Raw genomic sequence first — 17,081 nt, forward strand, 5'->3', positions numbered from 1 at the left:
GGTGTGACTTACCTGGTCGGACGAACCTGGCGTACCAGTGGTTGCGTACGGCCGGGCGCACGCGGGGCGCACGGGGCGCTCACGGCGCGGCCACCGGCTCGGCGGCGGCCACCGGTGCGTCGACGGTGCTCCTGCGGGCCAGCCGGCGGACCTGAGGCTCCAGCAGCACGACCGCGCTGAGCACCAGGCAGACGACGGCGCAGGCCCACAGCGCGCCCGAGAGGCCGAGCACCGTGGCCGCCGGGCCGGCCAGCGCGATGCCGACCGGGGACAGCGAGAAGGAGCCGAGCTCGTCGTACGCGGCGACCCGGGAGAACATCTCCTCGGGGATCTCCTGCTGGAGCGCGACCATCCAGTTGACGCCGAAGACGGTGACGCCGACCCCGGACAGGAACATCGCGAGGGCGAGCAGCGGCAGCGGCGCCTCCGCCGCCAGCGCCAGGGCGGGCACGCCGAACAGGAACACCCCCCAGTTGCCGACCAGCAGGATCCGGCGGGGCCGCCAGCGGGCCATCAGCACGCCGGTCACCACCAGCCCGACGCCGTAGGCGGCCATCGCCAGGCCCCAGTCGGACGCCCCGCCGAGGCGCTCCTTGGCGACCGTCGGCCCGTACACCGACTCGACCGCGCCGATGCAGGCAACCAGGACGGAGAACTGCGCCACGACCACCCAGAGCCAGCGACGGGAGGCGAACTCCCGCCAGCCCTCCCGCAGATCGCGCAGCATGCTGTGGCCCTGCGGGGCGGGCGCCTGCTCGGCCTCCAGGAAGAACCGGAGCGAGGCGGCGACCAGGAAGCAGGCGCCGTCCAGGGCGAGCACCCAGCCGGGGCCGACGGCGGCGGTGAGCGCGCCGCCGAGCGCGGCGCCGCCGATCTGGGAGGCGTTCTGGCCCATCCGGAACACCGAGAAGGCCCGGGCGGCGTGCTCCGGGGCGACGGCCTGCAGCATCATGCCGCCGGAGGCGGGGGAGTAGAGCGCGTACCCGGCGCCGCCGGCGGCGGAGAGCAGCATCAGCTGCCAGAGCCGGATGTCCCCGGCCAGCACCAGTGCCGCCAGGACGACCTGGGACAGGCCGCTGAACAGGTTGGCGGCGACCATGAGGTGGTGCCGGGGCATCCGGTCGGCGAGGGCACCGCCGACCACCAGGAGCAGGACGGTGGGCAGCAGCCGGGCGGCGGTGACGTAGCCGACCTCGGACGTGGTGCCGCCGTGGCCGAGCACGGCGAAGGCCGTGGCGATGGGGGCACCGGCGTTGCCGAGGCCGCTGACCACGGTGGCGGCGGTCTGGATGCGGAAGTTGCGGCTCGCCCAGGCGAGGCGGCGGGGGCGCGGAGGTCGGGTCGGCACCTGGAGACTATGGCCGCGGCTCGTACGGCTGTCCAACGGGTTTTCACGGCTGGGACGGGCTCAGCCCAGGTGGCCCCAGAGGAAGCTGAGGGTGCGGCGCCAGGCGGTCGTGGCCTGGAGCGGGTCGTAGGTGCCGAGCGGGTTCTCGTCGTTCATGAAGGCGTGGCCGGCCGGGTAGAAGTGGATCTCGGGGCGGACGTCGGTGGCCTCGCCGATCCGGATCGCGGCCTCGTCGACGGCGGCCATCGGGATCGAGCCGTCCAGTTCGCCGTAGTGCCCCAGGACGTGGGCGGTCAGGCCCCGGTAGTCGAAGTCCGGGTCGGGCGGGAGGCCGTAGAAGGGCACCACCGCGGCGACCCGGTCGCCCTCCCGGGCGGCCAGCAGCAGGGCGAAGCCGCCGCCCATGCAGAAGCCGACCACGCCGACCGCGTCGCCGACCACGCCCTCCAGGGCGAGCAGGTGGTCGACGGCCCCGGAGAGGTCCTCGACGGCCCGCTCGACCGGGAGTTCGCGGGTGAGCCGGGCCGCCTCGGTGCGGTCGTGGGTGGTGGCGCCGCCGAACAGGTCGGGGGCCAGCACGGTGAAGCCCTCGGCGGCGAACCGGTCGGCCATCGTCGCGACGTGCGTGGTGAGGCCCCACCACTCCTGCACCACCACCAGGCCCGGCCCGACGCCCTGGGGCGGGCGGGCCAGGTACCCGTGCGCGGTGCGGCCGTTGCTCGGGAAGGCGACGTTCTGCCGGGAGCCGCCCTGGTCAGGCATGGGTTCCTCGCGGTGGGTCGGGCCGGATGCGGCGGGGACTCGACGGGGGCGGGCTCAGCCCATCTCCTCCAGGGCGCGGCCCTTGGTCTCCTTGATGCAGAAGGCCACGAACGGGATGGAGAGCAGCGCGAAGGCCGCGTAGATGACGTACGTCGCCGACAGGTTCCAGTCGGCGAGGTCGGGGAAGCTGACGGTGATCGCCCAGTTGGCGATCCACTGGGCCGAGGCGGCGACGGACAGCGCGAGCGCGCGGATCCGGTTGGGGAACATCTCGCCGAGCAGGACCCAGACCACCACGCCCCAGGAGAAGGCGAAGCAGAGCACGAAGACGTGCGCCGCGACCAGGGCGACGGTGGCGTGGGTGTTGTCGAGGGTGGCGGTGTCACCCGTGCCGTGCCGGTACGAGAACGCCCAGGCGGCGGTGCCCAGCGCGAGCGCCATGCCGATCGAGCCGGCCAGGGCGAGCGGCTTGCGGCCGATCCGGTCCACCAGCGCCATCGCGATCACCGTGCCGATCACGTTGATGATCGAGGTGGAGAGGCTGATCAGCAGCGAGTTGGACTCGTTGATGCCGACCGACTGCCAGAGGAACGAGGAGTAGTAGAAGATCACGTTGATGCCGACGAACTGCTGGAACACCGAGGCCCCGATGCCGACCCAGACGATCGGCAGCAGGCCGAACCGCCCGCCGAGCAGGTCCTTGAGCCGGGGCTTGTGCGAGGACTCCAGCACCGCGCGGATCTCCGCGACCCGGGCGTCCAGGTCGACGTCCTCGCCCTCCACCTCGCGCAGCACCTTGCGGGCCTGATCCTCCCGGTGGTCGGCGATCAGGTAGCGCGGCGACTCCGGGATGGCGAGCGCCATCAGCCCGTACACCAGGGCCGGGATGGTCTCCACGCCGAGCATCCACTGCCAGGCCTGGATGCCGGCCAGGTGGCCGGTGGACTCGCCGCCGGCGGCCTGGTTGATCGCCCAGTTGGCGAGCTGGGAGACGGTGATGCCGAGCACGATCGCCATCTGCTGGAAGGAGGCGAGCCGGCCCCGGTAGGCGGTCGGCGCGACCTCGGCGATGTAGGTGGGCGCGATCACCGAGGCGATGCCGATCGCGATGCCGCCGACCACGCGCCAGGTGGCCAGCACCTGGATGCTCGGGGGGAACATCGAGCCGATGCCGCTGATCGCGAACAGGGTGGCGGCCAGCAGCATGGTGCGGACCCGGCCGAGGTGGTCGGCGAGCCGGCCGGCGGCCACCGCGCCGGCCGCCGAGCCGAGCAGCGCGATGGCCACCACGAAGGCCGTTTCGCCGTTGCCCACGGCGAAGTGCTTCTGGATGCCCGTCACCGCACCGTTGATCACCGCGCTGTCGTAGCCGAACAGGAACCCGCCCATCGCGGCGGCGGCGGAGATGAAGATGACGTGCCCGAGGTGGGCCTCGCCCGCCCGATGGCTGTTGAGTGTGGACAAGCGCGCTCCCCGAGGTGGACGGGCCCGCTCTGACGGCCGAGTGGGCAGGACTCGTCTCACATTCGAGCAGCGGCGGGGCCGCCCTGCTCGAATTGGAGGCCGATCGGGTGATCCGGGGTCAGTCACCCGCGGCGTGATGGGCCGTTCGCGCCGGGAGCGTGAACGGTCGGACGCGCCCCACGGTCAGCCGGTGCGCCTGCCGGGCCAGTTGACGCGCCCCCCGGTCACTCGGTGCGTCCCGGTCAGCTGACGCGCCGCTGGTGCCGGCGCAGCAGTTGGGTGCGGGCGGCGGCGTCCTGGTCGCGCCGGGGGTGCGGGGCGTTCGCGCGGTCGGCCTCGCGCTCGGCCAGCCGGTCGGCGATCGCGTGCTGGGCGTCGGCCGGCTTCTTGTCGTCGTACTTGAACTTGGCCCGCACCTCGCGGACCGTCAGGCGGAGCCCGCGCAGGCCGGGGAGCAGCCGGGAGAACTCGCCCTCACCGGGCACCACCCGGGTGTCCGGCGTCTCCGGCTGGAAGTGCGCCAGCTGGCGGTTGAGGATCTCCGCCTTGCCCGCCGCGGACTCGACGAGCTCGGCGGTGCAGTGGAAGTGGACGGAGGCGTAGTAGCTGGTGGGCGTGCCCGGCTCGCCGCGCCAGTGGCCGGGCGCGAAGGCGTAGCCGTCGGTGACCGCGAGGGTGACCTGCGGGTCGGCCCGGACGGCGGCCAGCAGCGGGTTGGGCGCGGCGAGGTGGAGCAGGATCTCGCCGCGCCCGGCGTCCAGCAGGAAGTGCGTCGGGACGAGCACCGGGCCCTCGCCCGGTCCGCCGTTGGCGGCGAGCAGGCCGAAGTCGCGGCCCTCGGCCAGCCAGGCGCGCCACTCCTGTTCGTCGCCGCGGTCCCAGGATCTGATCAGCATCGGCGGGCCCTCCGTCAGCGGGGGTAGCCGCGCAGGTGCGCGGGCAGCGGGACGGTGGTGGAGGCGGCCGGCTCGGGGGTGCCGTGCACGGTGGTGACCGGGATCAGGCCGGACCAGTGGGGCAGGTCGAGGTCCTCCGGGTCGTCGTCGGCGCCGTCCGCGCGGGTCTTGGCCGAGACCTCGTCCAGGTCGAGCCGGAGGACGGCGGTGGCGGCGAGTTCCTTGGCGTTGGCCGGGCGGACGTCGGCGGAGCGGCCGGGGATCGCGTGGTCGACCAGCGCGGCCAGCGCGACGTCCAGCTCCTCGGGGTCGGTGACCTGGTGTGCGGTGCCGTGCGCGATGACCGAGCGGAAGTTGACCGAGTGGTTGAACGCGGACTTGGTCAGCACCAGCGCGTCGACCAGGGTGACGGTGAGGCAGACCGGCAGGCCCTGGTCGGCGGAGGCGTTGCGCAGCGGACGGCTGCCGGTCGAGCCGTGGACGTACAGCCGGCCGCCGACGCGGGCGTAGATGGTCGGCAGGACGACGGGGGCGCCGTCGGCGACGAAGCCGAGGTGGCAGATGTACGCGTGGTCGAGGATGTCGTGGATCGCCTCCTGCTCCCAGGTGGCGCGGTCCTTGTAGCGGGTGGGGGTGGTGCGGGGGGTGCGGGAATAGCTGGCGGAGCCTTCGGAAGGGGCCGACATGACAACCTCTATGTACTAGTGCATAATTTACTTTGTGCTAGGAGACTATCCGCTGAAAGGGCGACGCGCCAGCGAAATCGCGTCCCACATCGAACAGGGCGTGAGCACCGGGCGCCTCGCCCCCGGAACCGCGCTGCCCCCGCTGCGCGACCTCGCCGCCGAACTCGGCGTCAACCCCAACACCGTCGCCGCCGCCTACCGGCTGCTCCGCGACCGCGGGGTGATCGAGACCGCCGGCCGCAAGGGCAGCCGGATCCTCCCCAGGCCCGCGCTCACCCCGCGCGACCAGATCCGCGTCCCCGTCCCCCCGCACGCCCGCGACCTGTCCGGCGGCAACCCCGACCCGGCGCTGCTGCCCGACCTCGCCCCGGTCCTCGCGGCCGCCGCCGGGGCCGCCCACGCCGAGCCCGTCCTGTACGGGCACCCGGCCATCGACCCCGGGCTGCTCGCGCTCGCCCGCGCCTCCTTCGAGGCCGACGGCCTGCCCGGCGGCCCGATCGCCGTCGCCTCCGGCTCGCTCGACACCATCGAGCGGATCCTCGCCATCCGGCTGCGCCCCGGCGACGCCGTCGCCGTCGAGGACCCGGGCTGGGGCAGCCTGCTCGACCTGCTGCCCGCGCTCGGCCTGCGGCCCGCGCCCGTCCGGCTGGACGACGAGGGCCCGCTGCCCGACTCGCTCGCCGCCGCGCTGGCCGAGGGCGCCCGCGCGGTGGTGGTCACCAGCCGGGCGCAGAACCCGACCGGCGCCGCGCTCACCGCCCGCCGGGCCGAGGAGCTGCGGGCCGTCCTGGCCGAGCACCCCGGCGTGCTGCTGATCGAGGACGACCACGGGCACGGCATGGTCGACCAGCCGTACCACTCGTTGGTGGGCGCCGGCGCGCGGCACTGGGCCGTGGTGCGCTCGGCGGCCAAGGCGTACGGCCCGGACCTGCGGCTCTCGGTGGCCGTCGGCGATCAGGACACCATCGGGCGGGTCACCGGGCGGCTGCGCCTGGGCGCCGGCTGGGTCAGCCACCTGCTCCAGCGGGCCGTCGCCGAACTGTGGCGCACCGACGCGGTGCCGGTCGCCCGGGTGGCCGGCGTCTACCGGGCCCGCCGGGACGCGCTGCTCGGCGAGCTCGCCGCGCGCGGCATCGAGGCGCACGGCGAGAGCGGGCTGAACGTCTGGGTGCCGGTGCCGGACGAGACCTCCGCGCTGGTGGCGCTGGTGCAGCGCGGCTGGGTCGCGGCGCCCGGCGCGCGCTACCGCGTCCAGTCCCCGCCCGGGCTGCGGCTCACCGTGGCCCAGTTGGAACCGGCGGACGCGCAGCGGCTGGCCGAGGACCTGGCGGCCGTGCTGGGGGCGGGCGGGGCCGGTTCGCGGCTGGTGTGAACCGGGCCGCGCCGGTCCGGTTCGACCCGTGCGCTCCGCCGGTCTGAACCCGGTGCTCCGCTGGTCTGAACCCGGCGGTAACAAAGCGGGAAACCTGGTGCAGATACCTAGCGGTAACCAGTGCGGGCATGTCATGTTCATCGCGCCACCGGCCGGCGGCCCACCCTCACCTAGGCGTCTCCCCGTCCCCACCGCACGGGGAGACCGAGCCGCAGGAGTTCCGCCGTGCCCGAAAACAGTTCGAGCATCACCCGCAGCGCCCCTCGACTCCGCCGACGGCTGCTCACCGCGGCCCTCGCCCTCCCGCTGGCCGCCGGCGGTCTGATGGCCGGCGGCCTCGCCACCGCCGCGCCGGCCGCCGCGGCCCCCTCCGTACCCCTCGCCGCACCGGGCGGCCCCACCGCCAGCGTCACGCTCGGCGACAGCTACATCTCCGGCGAGGCCGGCCGCTGGATGGGCAACGCCGCCGGCACCAGCGGCAGCCGGGCCGGTACCGACCGCGCCTGGAACGGCAGTTCCGCCGACGCCTCCCGGATCTACGGCCCCACGGCCGCGAGCGGCTGCGACCGCTCCGACGTCGCCGAGGTGCTCAGCGCCTCCACCGGAGCGCAGAACGAGATCAACCTGGCCTGCTCCGGCGCCGTCACCGCGAACATCTTCCGCGCCGCCAACGGCGGCCAGACGCTCAAGGGCGAGGCCCCGCAGGCCGACCAACTCGCCACCGTGGCACGGCAGAACAACGTCAAGCTGATCACGCTGTCGATCGGCGGCAACGACCTCGGCTTCAGCGGCATCATCTCCAACTGCGTCCAGGACTACCTCATCTGGTACTCCTACTGCCACGACTCCGCGCAGTCCTCGATCGACTCGAAGATGCCCACGGCGATGGCCGGCGTCGGCAAGGCGATCGACGAGATCCGCGCGGTGATGGCCGGGGCCGGCTACGCGCAGGGGGACTACCGCCTCGTCCTGCAGTCCTACCCCTCGCCGATCCCGCGCAGCGCCGAGATGCGCTACCCGGAGAGCGGCTGGACCCGCTCGAACACCGGCGGCTGCCCGTTCTGGGACGGTGACGCCGACTGGGCGCGCGACTCGATGGTGCCGCAGATCTCCAAGTCGCTGGCCGGGGTCGCGGCGTCCAAGGGCGCCCAGTTCCTCGACCTCTCCGACATGCTGCAGGGCCGCGAGGTCTGCTCGACGGCCACCCGGCAGCCGACCGCCACCGCCGGACCGTCCGCGACCACCAGCGAATGGGCGCGCTTCCTGGACGGCGGCCTCAACTCCACGCAGGGCGTGCTGCAGGAGTCGATGCACCCCAACTACTACGGGCAGCAGGCGCTCGGGCGCTGCCTGACCCTGCTGTGGGGGCAGAGCAGCGGCGACTACGCGTGCCGCAACACGGCGGGGCAGGACGCGGGTGGGATGTACCTGGCGGCGCGGTGACGTCGTGACACCGGGACGTCGTGACACCGGGACGTTGTGACGCCGGGCTGTTCCGGCGCTCGGCTGTCGTGACGCCGTGATGTCGTGACGCCGTGACGCTGGGCTGTCGTGACGCGATGCCCGGTGCCCGTTTCCGGATCGGTTCCGGAGGCGGGCGCCGGGCGGCTCAGCCCTTGGCGAGCAGCGCCTGGGCGTGCGCCCGGACCTGATCCTTCGTCAAGTAGGAGTCGGTGTACTCGAAATCGCGCATCCGGGCGGGCTGGCGGGCGAGGAAGCCGGTCCGGACGAAGTCGTCCCCGGCGGTCGCGTTGAGCAGCCAGTTGGCGCCCACCCGGAACTTGGCCGCGTTGGTGCGCATCGCCATCAGGTGGTAGCCGCGGGCCACCAGCTGGGCCGGCACCCCGTGCAGCTCCACGCCGAGCGGCTTGGACACCGCGTCCTTGCCGCCCAGGTCGACCACCAGGCCCAAGTCCTTGTGGTAGTAGGGCTCCAGAGGCTGGTTGCGGAGCGCGGCGATCACGTTGCCGGCCACCACGCGGCCCTGCCGGGCGGAGTGCTGGGCGGTCGGCGGGCAGACCGCGCCGTCGCCCTTGGCGAGGTCCGGCACGGCGGCCGCGTCGCCCAGCGCGAACACGCTCTCGAACTGCGGCACCCGCATCTCCGCCGTCACCGCGAGCCGGCCGCGGACCGTCTCCGCGTCCAGCGTGCCGATCAGCGGGCTCGCGGCCACCCCGGCGGTCCAGATCAGCGTGCGACAGGGCAGTACTCGGCCGTCGGTGAACTTGACCGACTCGGCGCCGACTTCGGCCACCGAGACGCCCAGCGACACCTCGATCCCGCGGCCGCGGAGCACCTCCAGAGCGGCCAGGCCCAGCGCGTCGCCCAGCTCCGGCATCAGCTTCGGGGCGATGTCGATCAGGTGCCACTTGATCTGCCGGGCGTCCAGGCGCGGGTAGCGGTGGGACGCGGCGGTGGTCAGGCGTTGCAGGCAGGCGGCCGTCTCGGTGCCCGCGTAGCCGCCGCCGACGACCACGAACTGGAGCCGGGACTCGCGCTCCCGCTGGTCCAGGGTGGCCGAGGCGAGGTCGAGTTGGGCGATCACGTGGTCGCGGACGTAGGCCGCCTCGGCGAGCGTCTTCATCCCGCGGGCGTAGTCGGTCAGGCCGGGGATGTCGAAGGTGCGGGTGACGCTGCCGGGGGCGAGGACCAGGTAGTCGTACTTCTGCGCCACCACCTCGTCGGTGATCTTGCGGACCACGCACACCTTGGAGGCCGGGTCCACGCCGATCGCGCCGCCCGGAACGATGTGGGTGCGGCGCAGCGTGCGGCGCAGGGAGACCGCGACCGACTGCGGGGTCAGCACGCCGGCCGCGACGTGCGGCAGCAGGGGCAGGTAGAGCTGGTAGCTGAACGGTGTGACCAGCGAGATCTCGGCCTCCGACGGCGCGAGCTTGCGTTCGAGTCGGCGGGCGCACTCCAGGCCGGCGAAGCCGCCGCCCACGATCAGGATCCGAGGTCGTTCCATCGCTCATCCCTTTGCCGTGCAGGTCGTAACCGCGAAGGTCCCCATTGCTGTCCGCCACACTCGCACGGAGCAGCGGGGGCTGCCACCGGGGTGGGGCGGATGGTGGAGGGGTGGGACGGGGCGTACGGAGGGGAGGAGGTGACGGGTCGGCACCGATAGGCTGTCGGGCGTGCTCCCCGAGGTGACGGCGGTCCGTTATGTGACGCCACTGCGAGAAGGCGGCTCGATGCCGGGCCTGGTCGAGGCCGACGACCGGCGGCTGTACGCGCTGAAATGGGTCGGCGCGGCGCAGGGCCGGAAGGCGTTGGTGGCGGAGGTGCTGGCCGGGGAGTTGGGCCGGCGGCTCGGGCTGCCGGTGCCGGAGCTGGTGACGGTCGACCTGGATCCGGTGCTGGCCCGCAGCGAGCCGGACCAGCAGGTCCAGGACCAGATGCGGGCCAGTGGCGGGACCAACCTCGGGATGGCCTTCGTCAGCGGCGCGCTCAACTTCGACCCGCTCTGCTTCGAGGTGGATCCGGAGCTGGCCGGCCAGGTGCTCTGGTTCGACGCGCTGATCGGCAACGTCGACCGCTCCTGGCGCAACCCCAACCTGCTGGTGGCGACCGGCGGGCTGCGGCTGATCGACCACGGCGCGAGCCTGATCTTCCACCACCACTGGGCGGGCGCCGCCGCCTGGGTGCGCCGCCCGTACGACGCCTCCGACCACGCGCTGCTGCGGGCCCGGCCGGACCTGACGGCCGCCGACAAGGCGCTCGCACCGCTCGCGGAGGCCGCGATCGAGGGCGCGGTGGCGAGGATCCCGGAGGTCTGGCTGCTGGACGAGCCCGGCTTCGACTCGCCCGAGGCGGTGCGCGCCGCGTACCGCGCCCAGCTGACCGGTCGACTGGCCGGTCCGCGCGACTGGCTGCCGGAGGTGCCCGCATGACCGAGCCGAGGACGCCCGCGCTGCCGGCCGCCGTCGAGCTGCACGACTACGAGTACGCCGTGATCCGCGCGGTGCCGCGGGTGGAACGCGGCGAGTGCGTCAACGTCGGGGTGCTGCTGTACTGCCGCCAGAACGGGTACCTGGCCGCGCGCACGCACCTGGACCAGGCCCGGCTGCTGGCGCTCGACCCGGTGGCGGACGTGAACGGGGTGCGGCGGGCGCTGCACGGGATCGAGGCGGTGTGCGCCGGGGGCCCGCAGGCCGGCCCGGCGGCGGGGGACAGCCCGGGGCAGCGGTTCCGCTGGCTGACCGCTCCGCGCAGCGCGATCGTCCAGCCGGGGCCGGTGCACACCGGGCTGACCGCGGACCCGGATCCGGAGCTGCGGCACCTGTTCGATCAGCTGGTGCTCTAGGCTCTGTCGACCGGCCGGTGCCGCAGTTCCGGTCAAGCCGTCGACGGTTGCCGTGGTCAAAGCTTGAGTTGCTGAAGCACTTGGCCGTACGCTGACCCCATGGGTTCGACAGCGACGACGACCGTACCGACCAACGCCGAGTTGATGGAAGCGTTGGCCGCCGTCGGCGCCGCGTATTTCCAGGACTTCGCGGCGGCCGCGGCCCGGCACGGGCTCTCCTCCTCGCAGGCCAAGGCGCTCGGCGCGGTGCAGGAGCCGGTGCCGATGCGGGCGCTGGCCGGACGGCTGGGCTGCGACGCGTCCAACGTCACCGGGATCGTGGACCGGCTGGAGTCGCTGCGCCTGGCCCACCGGGAGGCCGCCGCCGGCGACCGCCGGGTGAAGATCGTCGTGATCACGGACGAGGGCCGGGAGATCCTGAACCGCATCCGTGGCGAGATGGCCCGCACCCACCAGGCGTTCGAGGCGATGACCGACGAGCAGCGGATCGCGCTGCACTCGATCTGCGCGCAGGTCCTGCCGGTGCTGGCCGGCCGGTCCGGCGCCGCCCAGTAGGCCGCCCGGCAGCGGGCCGCCCCGCGCCCGGCGGGAACCGTCGGGCGGGCCCGGTCGGAGCCGTCCGCTCCGGCCCGGGCCGGAGCCGCCCGATGCGCCGACGTTCCGGCTGACCTCGGCTGTTAGGCTTGCGAAGCGTGAGCGCGAAGCCCCAGATCCCCAATGTCCTGGCCTCCCGGTACGCCTCGGCGACCCTGGCCCAGCTGTGGTCCCCCGAGCACAAGGTGGTCCTTGAGCGCCACCTGTGGCTCGCCGTCCTGAAGGCCCAGCAGGACCTCGGTGTCGAGGTACCGGCGAACGCCGTCGCCGACTACGAGCGGGTGATCGACCAGGTCGACCTCGGCTCGATCGCCGCCCGTGAGCGGGTCACCCGCCACGACGTGAAGGCCCGGATCGAGGAGTTCAGCGAACTCGCCGGCCACGAGCAGATCCACAAGGGCATGACCTCCCGGGATCTGACCGAGAACGTCGAGCAGCTGCAGATCCGCCAGTCGCTGGAGCACGTGCGCGACCGCACGGTGGCCGTGCTGGTCCGGCTGGCCCGCCTGGCCGCCCAGCACTCCGAGCTGGTCATGGCCGGCCGCTCGCACAACGTGGCCGCGCAGGCCACCACCCTGGGCAAGCGCTTCGCGTCGATCACCGACGAGCTGCTGGTCGCCTTCCGTCGCCTGGAGGAGCTGATCGCCCGCTACCCGCTGCGCGGGATCAAGGGCCCGGTCGGCACCGCCCAGGACATGCTGGACCTGCTCGGTGGCGACACCGACAAGCTCGCCGAGCTGGAGCGCCGGGTCGCCGGGCACCTCGGCTTCGAGAACGTGCTGATCAGCGTCGGCCAGGTCTACCCGCGCTCGCTGGACTTCGAGGTGCTCACCGCCCTCGTCCAGCTGGCCGCCGCGCCGTCCAGCCTGGCCAAGACCATCCGTCTGATGGCCGGCCACGAGCTGGTCACGGAGGGCTTCAAGGAGGGCCAGGTCGGCTCCTCGGCGATGCCGCACAAGATGAACACCCGCTCCTGCGAGCGCGTCAACGGCCTGGCCGTCATCCTGCGCGGCTACGCCTCGATGACCGGCGAGCTGGCCGGCGACCAGTGGAACGAGGGTGACGTCTCCTGCTCGGTGGTGCGCCGGGTCGCGCTGCCGGACGCCTTCTTCGCCTTCGACGGCCTGCTGGAGACCTTCCTGACCGTCCTCGACGAGTTCGGCGCCTTCCCCGCCGTGATCGAGGCCGAGCTGGACCGCTACCTGCCGTTCCTCGCCACCACCAAGGTGCTGATGGGCGCGGTGCGCGCGGGCGTCGGCCGGGAGACCGGGCACGAGGTCATCAAGGAGCACGCCGTCGCCTCCGCGCTGGCGATGCGTGCGGGCGCCCGCGAGAACGAGCTGCTGGACCGGCTGGCCGCCGACGAGCGGATCCCGCTGGACCGGGCCGGGCTGGACGCGCTGCTGGCCGACCGGCTCTCCTTCACCGGTGCGGCCGGTGCTCAGGTCGCCGAGGTGGTCCGCCAGGTGGAGGCCGTCGCCGCCGCCTACCCGGAGGCCGCCAAGTACGCGCCCGGTGACATCCTCTGACGATTCGTCAGCCAGCTGAGGGCCCTGCCGCCGATCCGGTGGCGGGGCCCTCGTCCGTGTGGACGTGGCCCGGGTCGAGCGGCGGGGTGGTGCCGCAGGCCCACTCGCAGTCCGGCTCGGCCACCGGGCGGTCCACCGGCGCGAGCACGTTGCCGCGGACGGTGGCGAAGGCCGTCAGCCCGCCGGTGACCAGCAGCCCGGCGCAGATCAGCATCGCGGTGCGGAAGGCGGAGTCCACCGCGGACGGCACCCGGTAGGCGTCGCCGCTCAGCCCGGCGAGCGAGGGCAGCGCGGCGACCGCGAGCAGCCCGGCCGCGCGGGCGGCGGCGTTGTTGACGCCGCTGGCGATGCCCGCGTGCCGGACCTCGACGGCGGCCAGCACCGTCGCCGTCAGCGGCGCGACCAGCAGGGTCATCCCGCAGCCCAGCACCGTGACGGCGGGCAGCACGTCCGCCCAGTAGGAGGAGCCGGGGCCGGTGCGCAGCATCAGCAGCACCCCGGCGGCGCACAGCAGCGGACCGACGGTGAGCGGGATCCGGGGGCCGATCCGCTTGCCCAGCCGCCCGGCGCGCGCCGACAGGGTCAGCATCAGCACGGTGATCGGGACCAGGGCGAGGCCGGAGACCAGCGGGGAGAAGCCGGAGACGATCTGCAACTGCACCACCAGCAGGAAGAACACCCCGCTGAACGCCGCGTAGACGCAGAGGGTGACCAGGTTGACGGCGGTGAACAGCCGGGAGGAGAAGAGGCCGAGCGGCAGCATCGGCTCGGCGGCGCGGCGCTCGACCGCGATGAAGGCCGCGCCGAGCAGCAGGCCGATCGCGCCGGTGAGCCAGACCGCGGGGGACAGGCCCTCCCCGGCGGCGGTCAGCGCGTAGGTGATCGCGCCGAGGGCGAGCGCGGCGAGCAGCGCGCCGGGGACGTCGAAGCGGACGACGGCGCTCTCGTTCCGGCTCTCGGGGACGAACCGGGAGGTGACCGCGACCACGGCGGCCGCGAGCGGAAGGTTCAGCAGGAAGATCCACCGCCAGCCGGGGCCGTCCACCAGCCAGCCGCCGAGGAAGGGGCCGACCGCGGCCGACACCCCGCCGAGGCCCGACCACAGGCCGACCGCCGCCGAGCGGTCGTCCGGGTGGAAGACGGCTTGCAGCATGGCGAGCGAACCGGGGGTGAGCAGCGCCCCGCCGATGCCCTGGACGGCGCGGGCGGCGATCAGCACGTGGATGGTGGGGGCGGCGGCGCAGGCCGCGGAGGCGGCGGCGAACCAGAGCACGCCGATCAGGAAGACCCGGCGCCGGCCGTACCGGTCGCCGAGCGCGCCGCCGAGCAGGATCAGTCCGGCCAGGGTGAGCAGGTAGGCGTTGAGCGTCCACTGCAGGGACGCGAGGGAGGCGCCGAGATCGGTGCCGATGCGGGGCAGCGCGACGTTCACCACGGTGCCGTCGAGCATCGCCATGCTGGAGCCGAGCACCGTCGCGAGGAGGACCCAGCGTCCCCGCGAGGTGCCCAGGCGCAGTGTTCCTGCTTCGGAGGTGGCCACGGGCCGATCCTGCGCCCGTGGGGCGTACGTGACAAGGGTCACCGGGTGGCGTGTCGGTGGGTGCGCGGTGCGTGAGCGGGCGGGTGCGCAGCGGTGGCGGAATCGGCGCAGCGTCGTGGATCAGTGGCGCCGGGTGAATGGATTGTGCACGTACGGTGCGGCCGATCATTCGGAGGGTCACCGCAGCTCGGGGGGTTGTCGGCGGTTCAAGTGATCGACATTGCTTCACCCGAACGGATGGGTTTTAGTTCAGCGACCGCCCGGCCAGTCCGGACGGATCCACCGGGTGGAACGCCGAATCCTGCCGCTGCCCGGTGGCTCGCACCGAACTCTGTACGGCAGGAGCGGGGGACCCACAGGTAAGTCGCCGGACCGGAAACGGCACGCTTTCGCGTACCCGGATCCAGGGCCGGCTAGGGGTGAAGCCGCATGTGCGGCCGGGCAACTCCAGCCCGAACCCGACAGCTCACCTCGCAGGCGTCGGAGAGGAAAATTCCATGCCTGCACAGGCTCGTCGTATCGCCCTGCCCCGCGCCGCCCGCATCGGGATCGCCACCGCCGTCACCGGTGTCTCCTTCGCCCTGCCGCTCGTCACCGCGATGAGCGCCCAGGCCCACCCCGCGCCGGCCGCCGCGGTCACCGCAGCCCCGGCCGCCGCTCCCGCCGACCAGGCCCAGGCCTCGTCGCAGGAGAGCTACCGCGTCGTCAGCGGTGACACCCTGTCCCGGATCGCCGACGCCCAGCACGTCGACGGCGGCTGGCAGGCGCTGTACGACCACAACCGCGAGGTCGTCGGCGGCAACCCGGACCTGATCTTCCCCGGTCAGCGGCTCGTGATCGCCGGCCAGGCCGCCCCGGCCAAGCCCGCTGCCCCGGCGAAGCCCGCCCAGCCGTCCGCCCAGGACGCCGCGCCGGCCACCACCGCCGCCAAGCCGCAGGCCCAGCTGGAGGTCCGGACCGAGGCGGCCAAGCCGTCCGCCCAGCTCCAGACCCAGCTGCAGACCGCCGCGCCGTCCGCCACGGTCAGCACCGTCCCGGTCGCCGCCGCTTCCGCCTTCGTCGCCCCGCTGGCCAGCCCGAAGCTGGGCACGGCCTACGGCGTGGCCGGCTCGATGTGGGCCTCCGGCCACCACACCGGCCAGGACTTCGTCGCCTCCACCGGCACCCCGCTGCGCGCCGTCGGCAACGGCGTCGTGGTGAAGGCCGGCAACGGCGGCGCCTACGGCAACGAGGTCGAGATCAAGCTCGCCGACGGCCACTACGCCGAGTACGCGCACCTCTCCTCGATCGGTGTGAAGATCGGTCAGGCCGTCAAGGCCGGACAGCAGATCGGCCTCTCCGGCGCGACCGGCAACGTGACCGGCCCGCACCTGCACTTCGAGATCCGCAACGGCTCGGAGTACGGCTCGGACATCAACCCGGTCGCCTACCTGCGGGCCCACGGCGTCGCGCTCTGACCCGTACCGGATGTACCGGATGTACCGGATGTGCCGGATGAGGAACCACCGCTGCTACGGGGCGAATCGACCGCCCGGGATGGTCATGTCGGGTGACCGCTCGACCGGGTGATCGCCGCAGCAGTGGACATGGGCGCGGGACACGCCCAGGCCGGCCCGGCTCGCGAGACTTCTCTCGCGAGCCGGGCCGGCCGCTGTCGTTTCCGGGCCTTGGTGGGTGCCCCCAAGGCGAATTGACGATGCGTCAGGCCGACGCTCTGGTGGGCCGGTTCAGAGCCGGTGGGCGGGCAGCCCGTGCTGGGCGGCGGTCAGCAGCTCGTGCATCCGCTGCCCGAAGTCCTCGGTGTCGGCGGCCGGTTCGGGGAAGACCAGGCGGACGTCGCGGTGGCCGTGCGGGTGGTCCAGGCGCAGGACCAGGCCGTGGCGGTCCAGGGCGAGCGGGCGGACCTCCGGGTGCTGGGCGAGCAGGTCCGGGTCGAGCAGCCGGGTGAGGACGGCGAGGGCGTCGGCGTGGTCGTCGGCGAGGTGGGTGAGCATGGCGGCCTCGTAGCGGGCCAGCGGGTCGGGCGCGGCGAGGGCGAGGTCGCCGGCGGTGAGCGCGCCGGTGCCGTACGGGGTGGCGAGGACGGCGTGGGCGACGTCCACGCGCAGGTGGACGCTGAGGCCGTCGTCGGCGAGGTGGGCCAGGTGCAGTCGGCCGGCCAGGGTGAGGCGGGCGCGGATCCGGTCGCGGACGGCGACGGGGGAGATGTCGGTGACGTCCAGGACGACGGCGAGTCCGTCGGTGGCGCGGGCGGCGGCGGTGGCGAGCGGGTCGCCCAGCGGGGCGCGCAGGCGCAGCCGGGAGCCGTGGACGGAGACCGGGGTGTCGAGGTCGTGGTGTTCGCCGCAGGCGCGGACGGTGAGCGAGGAGGTCGCGCTGAGCAGGCTCTGGACGCGCTCGGCGGTGGTGGGTTCGGGCACCTCGGCGTCGCCGGCGGGCAGGCTCATGACGGACCTCCAGTTAGTTAGGTGAGCCTAACCTAATCTCCGCTCGGGGGTGTGGCAAGTGGCGTGGCCGGGATCGCTGTCATCAGGGATAGATGGCGCTTGCAAGTACCTGCGGGTGTCTCGTATTGTCGACGCTG

General features: G+C 73.6%; 15 protein-coding genes and 1 riboswitch. Of the genes, 7 read left to right on the forward strand and 8 right to left on the reverse strand.

Features of this window, described 5'->3' with window-relative positions; translation table 11 throughout:
- Positions 1-79: 79 nt before the first annotated feature.
- The 5 genes from ACIO9K_RS26690 to ACIO9K_RS26710 form a co-directional block, all read right to left on the reverse strand.
- Entirely contained in the window at positions 80-1,348 is a 1,269-nt protein-coding gene (locus ACIO9K_RS26690; protein ID WP_363620840.1) for an MFS transporter, read from the reverse strand.
- 60 nt (positions 1,349-1,408) lie between these two features.
- Positions 1,409-2,110, reverse strand: coding sequence for an alpha/beta fold hydrolase (locus ACIO9K_RS26695; RefSeq protein WP_363620842.1), 702 nt, complete (start codon positions 2,108-2,110; stop codon positions 1,409-1,411).
- 54 nt (positions 2,111-2,164) lie between these two features.
- A complete protein-coding gene (locus ACIO9K_RS26700) occupies positions 2,165-3,574 on the reverse strand; it encodes a sugar porter family MFS transporter (protein ID WP_400333686.1) in 1,410 nt (469 codons plus the stop codon).
- A 242-nt stretch (positions 3,575-3,816) separates the two neighbouring features.
- A complete protein-coding gene (locus tag ACIO9K_RS26705; RefSeq protein WP_400333689.1) occupies positions 3,817-4,470 on the reverse strand; it encodes an FMN-binding negative transcriptional regulator in 654 nt (217 codons plus the stop codon).
- A 14-nt stretch (positions 4,471-4,484) separates the two neighbouring features.
- Positions 4,485-5,156 carry a pyridoxamine 5'-phosphate oxidase family protein gene (locus ACIO9K_RS26710; RefSeq protein ID WP_363585296.1) on the reverse strand — a complete coding sequence of 224 codons (672 nt, stop codon included), beginning with the start codon at positions 5,154-5,156 and terminating at the stop codon, positions 4,485-4,487.
- 34 nt (positions 5,157-5,190) lie between these two features.
- Here ACIO9K_RS26710 and ACIO9K_RS26715 point away from each other — a divergent pair, with 34 nt between their 5' ends.
- Complete coding sequence (locus tag ACIO9K_RS26715) at positions 5,191-6,528, forward strand: aminotransferase class I/II-fold pyridoxal phosphate-dependent enzyme (protein WP_400333693.1); 1,338 nt, start codon at positions 5,191-5,193, stop codon at positions 6,526-6,528.
- A 225-nt stretch (positions 6,529-6,753) separates the two neighbouring features.
- Entirely contained in the window at positions 6,754-7,971 is a 1,218-nt protein-coding gene (locus ACIO9K_RS26720; RefSeq protein ID WP_400333696.1) for a GDSL-type esterase/lipase family protein, read from the forward strand.
- Positions 7,972-8,137: 166 nt separating this feature from the next.
- Here ACIO9K_RS26720 and ACIO9K_RS26725 read toward each other — a convergent pair whose 3' ends face one another.
- Positions 8,138-9,496: an NAD(P)/FAD-dependent oxidoreductase gene (locus tag ACIO9K_RS26725; protein WP_363585293.1), complete on the reverse strand. Its 1,359-nt coding sequence runs from the start codon at positions 9,494-9,496 to the stop codon at positions 8,138-8,140.
- A gap of 169 nt (positions 9,497-9,665) precedes the next feature.
- Between ACIO9K_RS26725 and ACIO9K_RS26730 the strand changes: the two genes are divergently transcribed.
- The 4 genes from ACIO9K_RS26730 to purB all read left to right on the forward strand — a co-directional run bounded on the left by ACIO9K_RS26730 (position 9,666) and on the right by purB (position 12,957).
- Positions 9,666-10,421, forward strand: coding sequence for a HipA family kinase (locus ACIO9K_RS26730; RefSeq protein WP_079136059.1), 756 nt, complete (start codon positions 9,666-9,668; stop codon positions 10,419-10,421).
- Positions 10,418-10,834 carry a DUF3037 domain-containing protein gene (locus ACIO9K_RS26735; protein ID WP_363631917.1) on the forward strand — a complete coding sequence of 139 codons (417 nt, stop codon included), beginning with the start codon at positions 10,418-10,420 and terminating at the stop codon, positions 10,832-10,834. Before ACIO9K_RS26730 ends, ACIO9K_RS26735 begins: the two co-directional genes overlap by 4 nt.
- A 99-nt stretch (positions 10,835-10,933) precedes the next feature.
- A complete protein-coding gene (locus tag ACIO9K_RS26740) occupies positions 10,934-11,389 on the forward strand; it encodes a MarR family transcriptional regulator (RefSeq protein WP_363585291.1) in 456 nt (151 codons plus the stop codon).
- A gap of 137 nt (positions 11,390-11,526) precedes the next feature.
- A complete protein-coding gene (gene purB / locus ACIO9K_RS26745; RefSeq protein WP_363585290.1) occupies positions 11,527-12,957 on the forward strand; it encodes an adenylosuccinate lyase in 1,431 nt (476 codons plus the stop codon).
- A gap of 7 nt (positions 12,958-12,964) precedes the next feature.
- On the opposite strand, the gene ACIO9K_RS26750 is transcribed toward purB, so the two are convergent.
- The gene (locus ACIO9K_RS26750) at positions 12,965-14,497 is read right to left on the reverse strand and encodes an MFS transporter (protein WP_400333702.1); all 1,533 of its coding nucleotides are present in this window, start codon (positions 14,495-14,497) and stop codon (positions 12,965-12,967) included.
- A 312-nt stretch (positions 14,498-14,809) separates the two neighbouring features.
- Positions 14,810-14,992, forward strand: a riboswitch (cyclic di-AMP (ydaO/yuaA leader).
- Between the two features lie 2 nt (positions 14,993-14,994).
- On the opposite strand from ACIO9K_RS26750, the gene ACIO9K_RS26755 reads away from it, so the two are divergent.
- On the forward strand, positions 14,995-15,954 hold the full coding sequence (locus ACIO9K_RS26755; RefSeq protein WP_363620856.1) for a LysM peptidoglycan-binding domain-containing M23 family metallopeptidase: 960 nt from the start codon (positions 14,995-14,997) through the stop codon (positions 15,952-15,954).
- Positions 15,955-16,224: 270 nt separating this feature from the next.
- Here ACIO9K_RS26755 and ACIO9K_RS26760 read toward each other — a convergent pair whose 3' ends face one another.
- Positions 16,225-16,944, reverse strand: coding sequence for a DUF2470 domain-containing protein (locus ACIO9K_RS26760; protein WP_363620858.1), 720 nt, complete (start codon positions 16,942-16,944; stop codon positions 16,225-16,227).
- Between the last annotated feature and the right edge of the window lie 137 nt (positions 16,945-17,081).

The sequence above is a fragment of the Kitasatospora sp. NPDC087271 genome (genome assembly GCF_044744605.1).
Taxonomy (GTDB): Bacteria; Actinomycetota; Actinomycetes; order Streptomycetales; family Streptomycetaceae; genus Kitasatospora.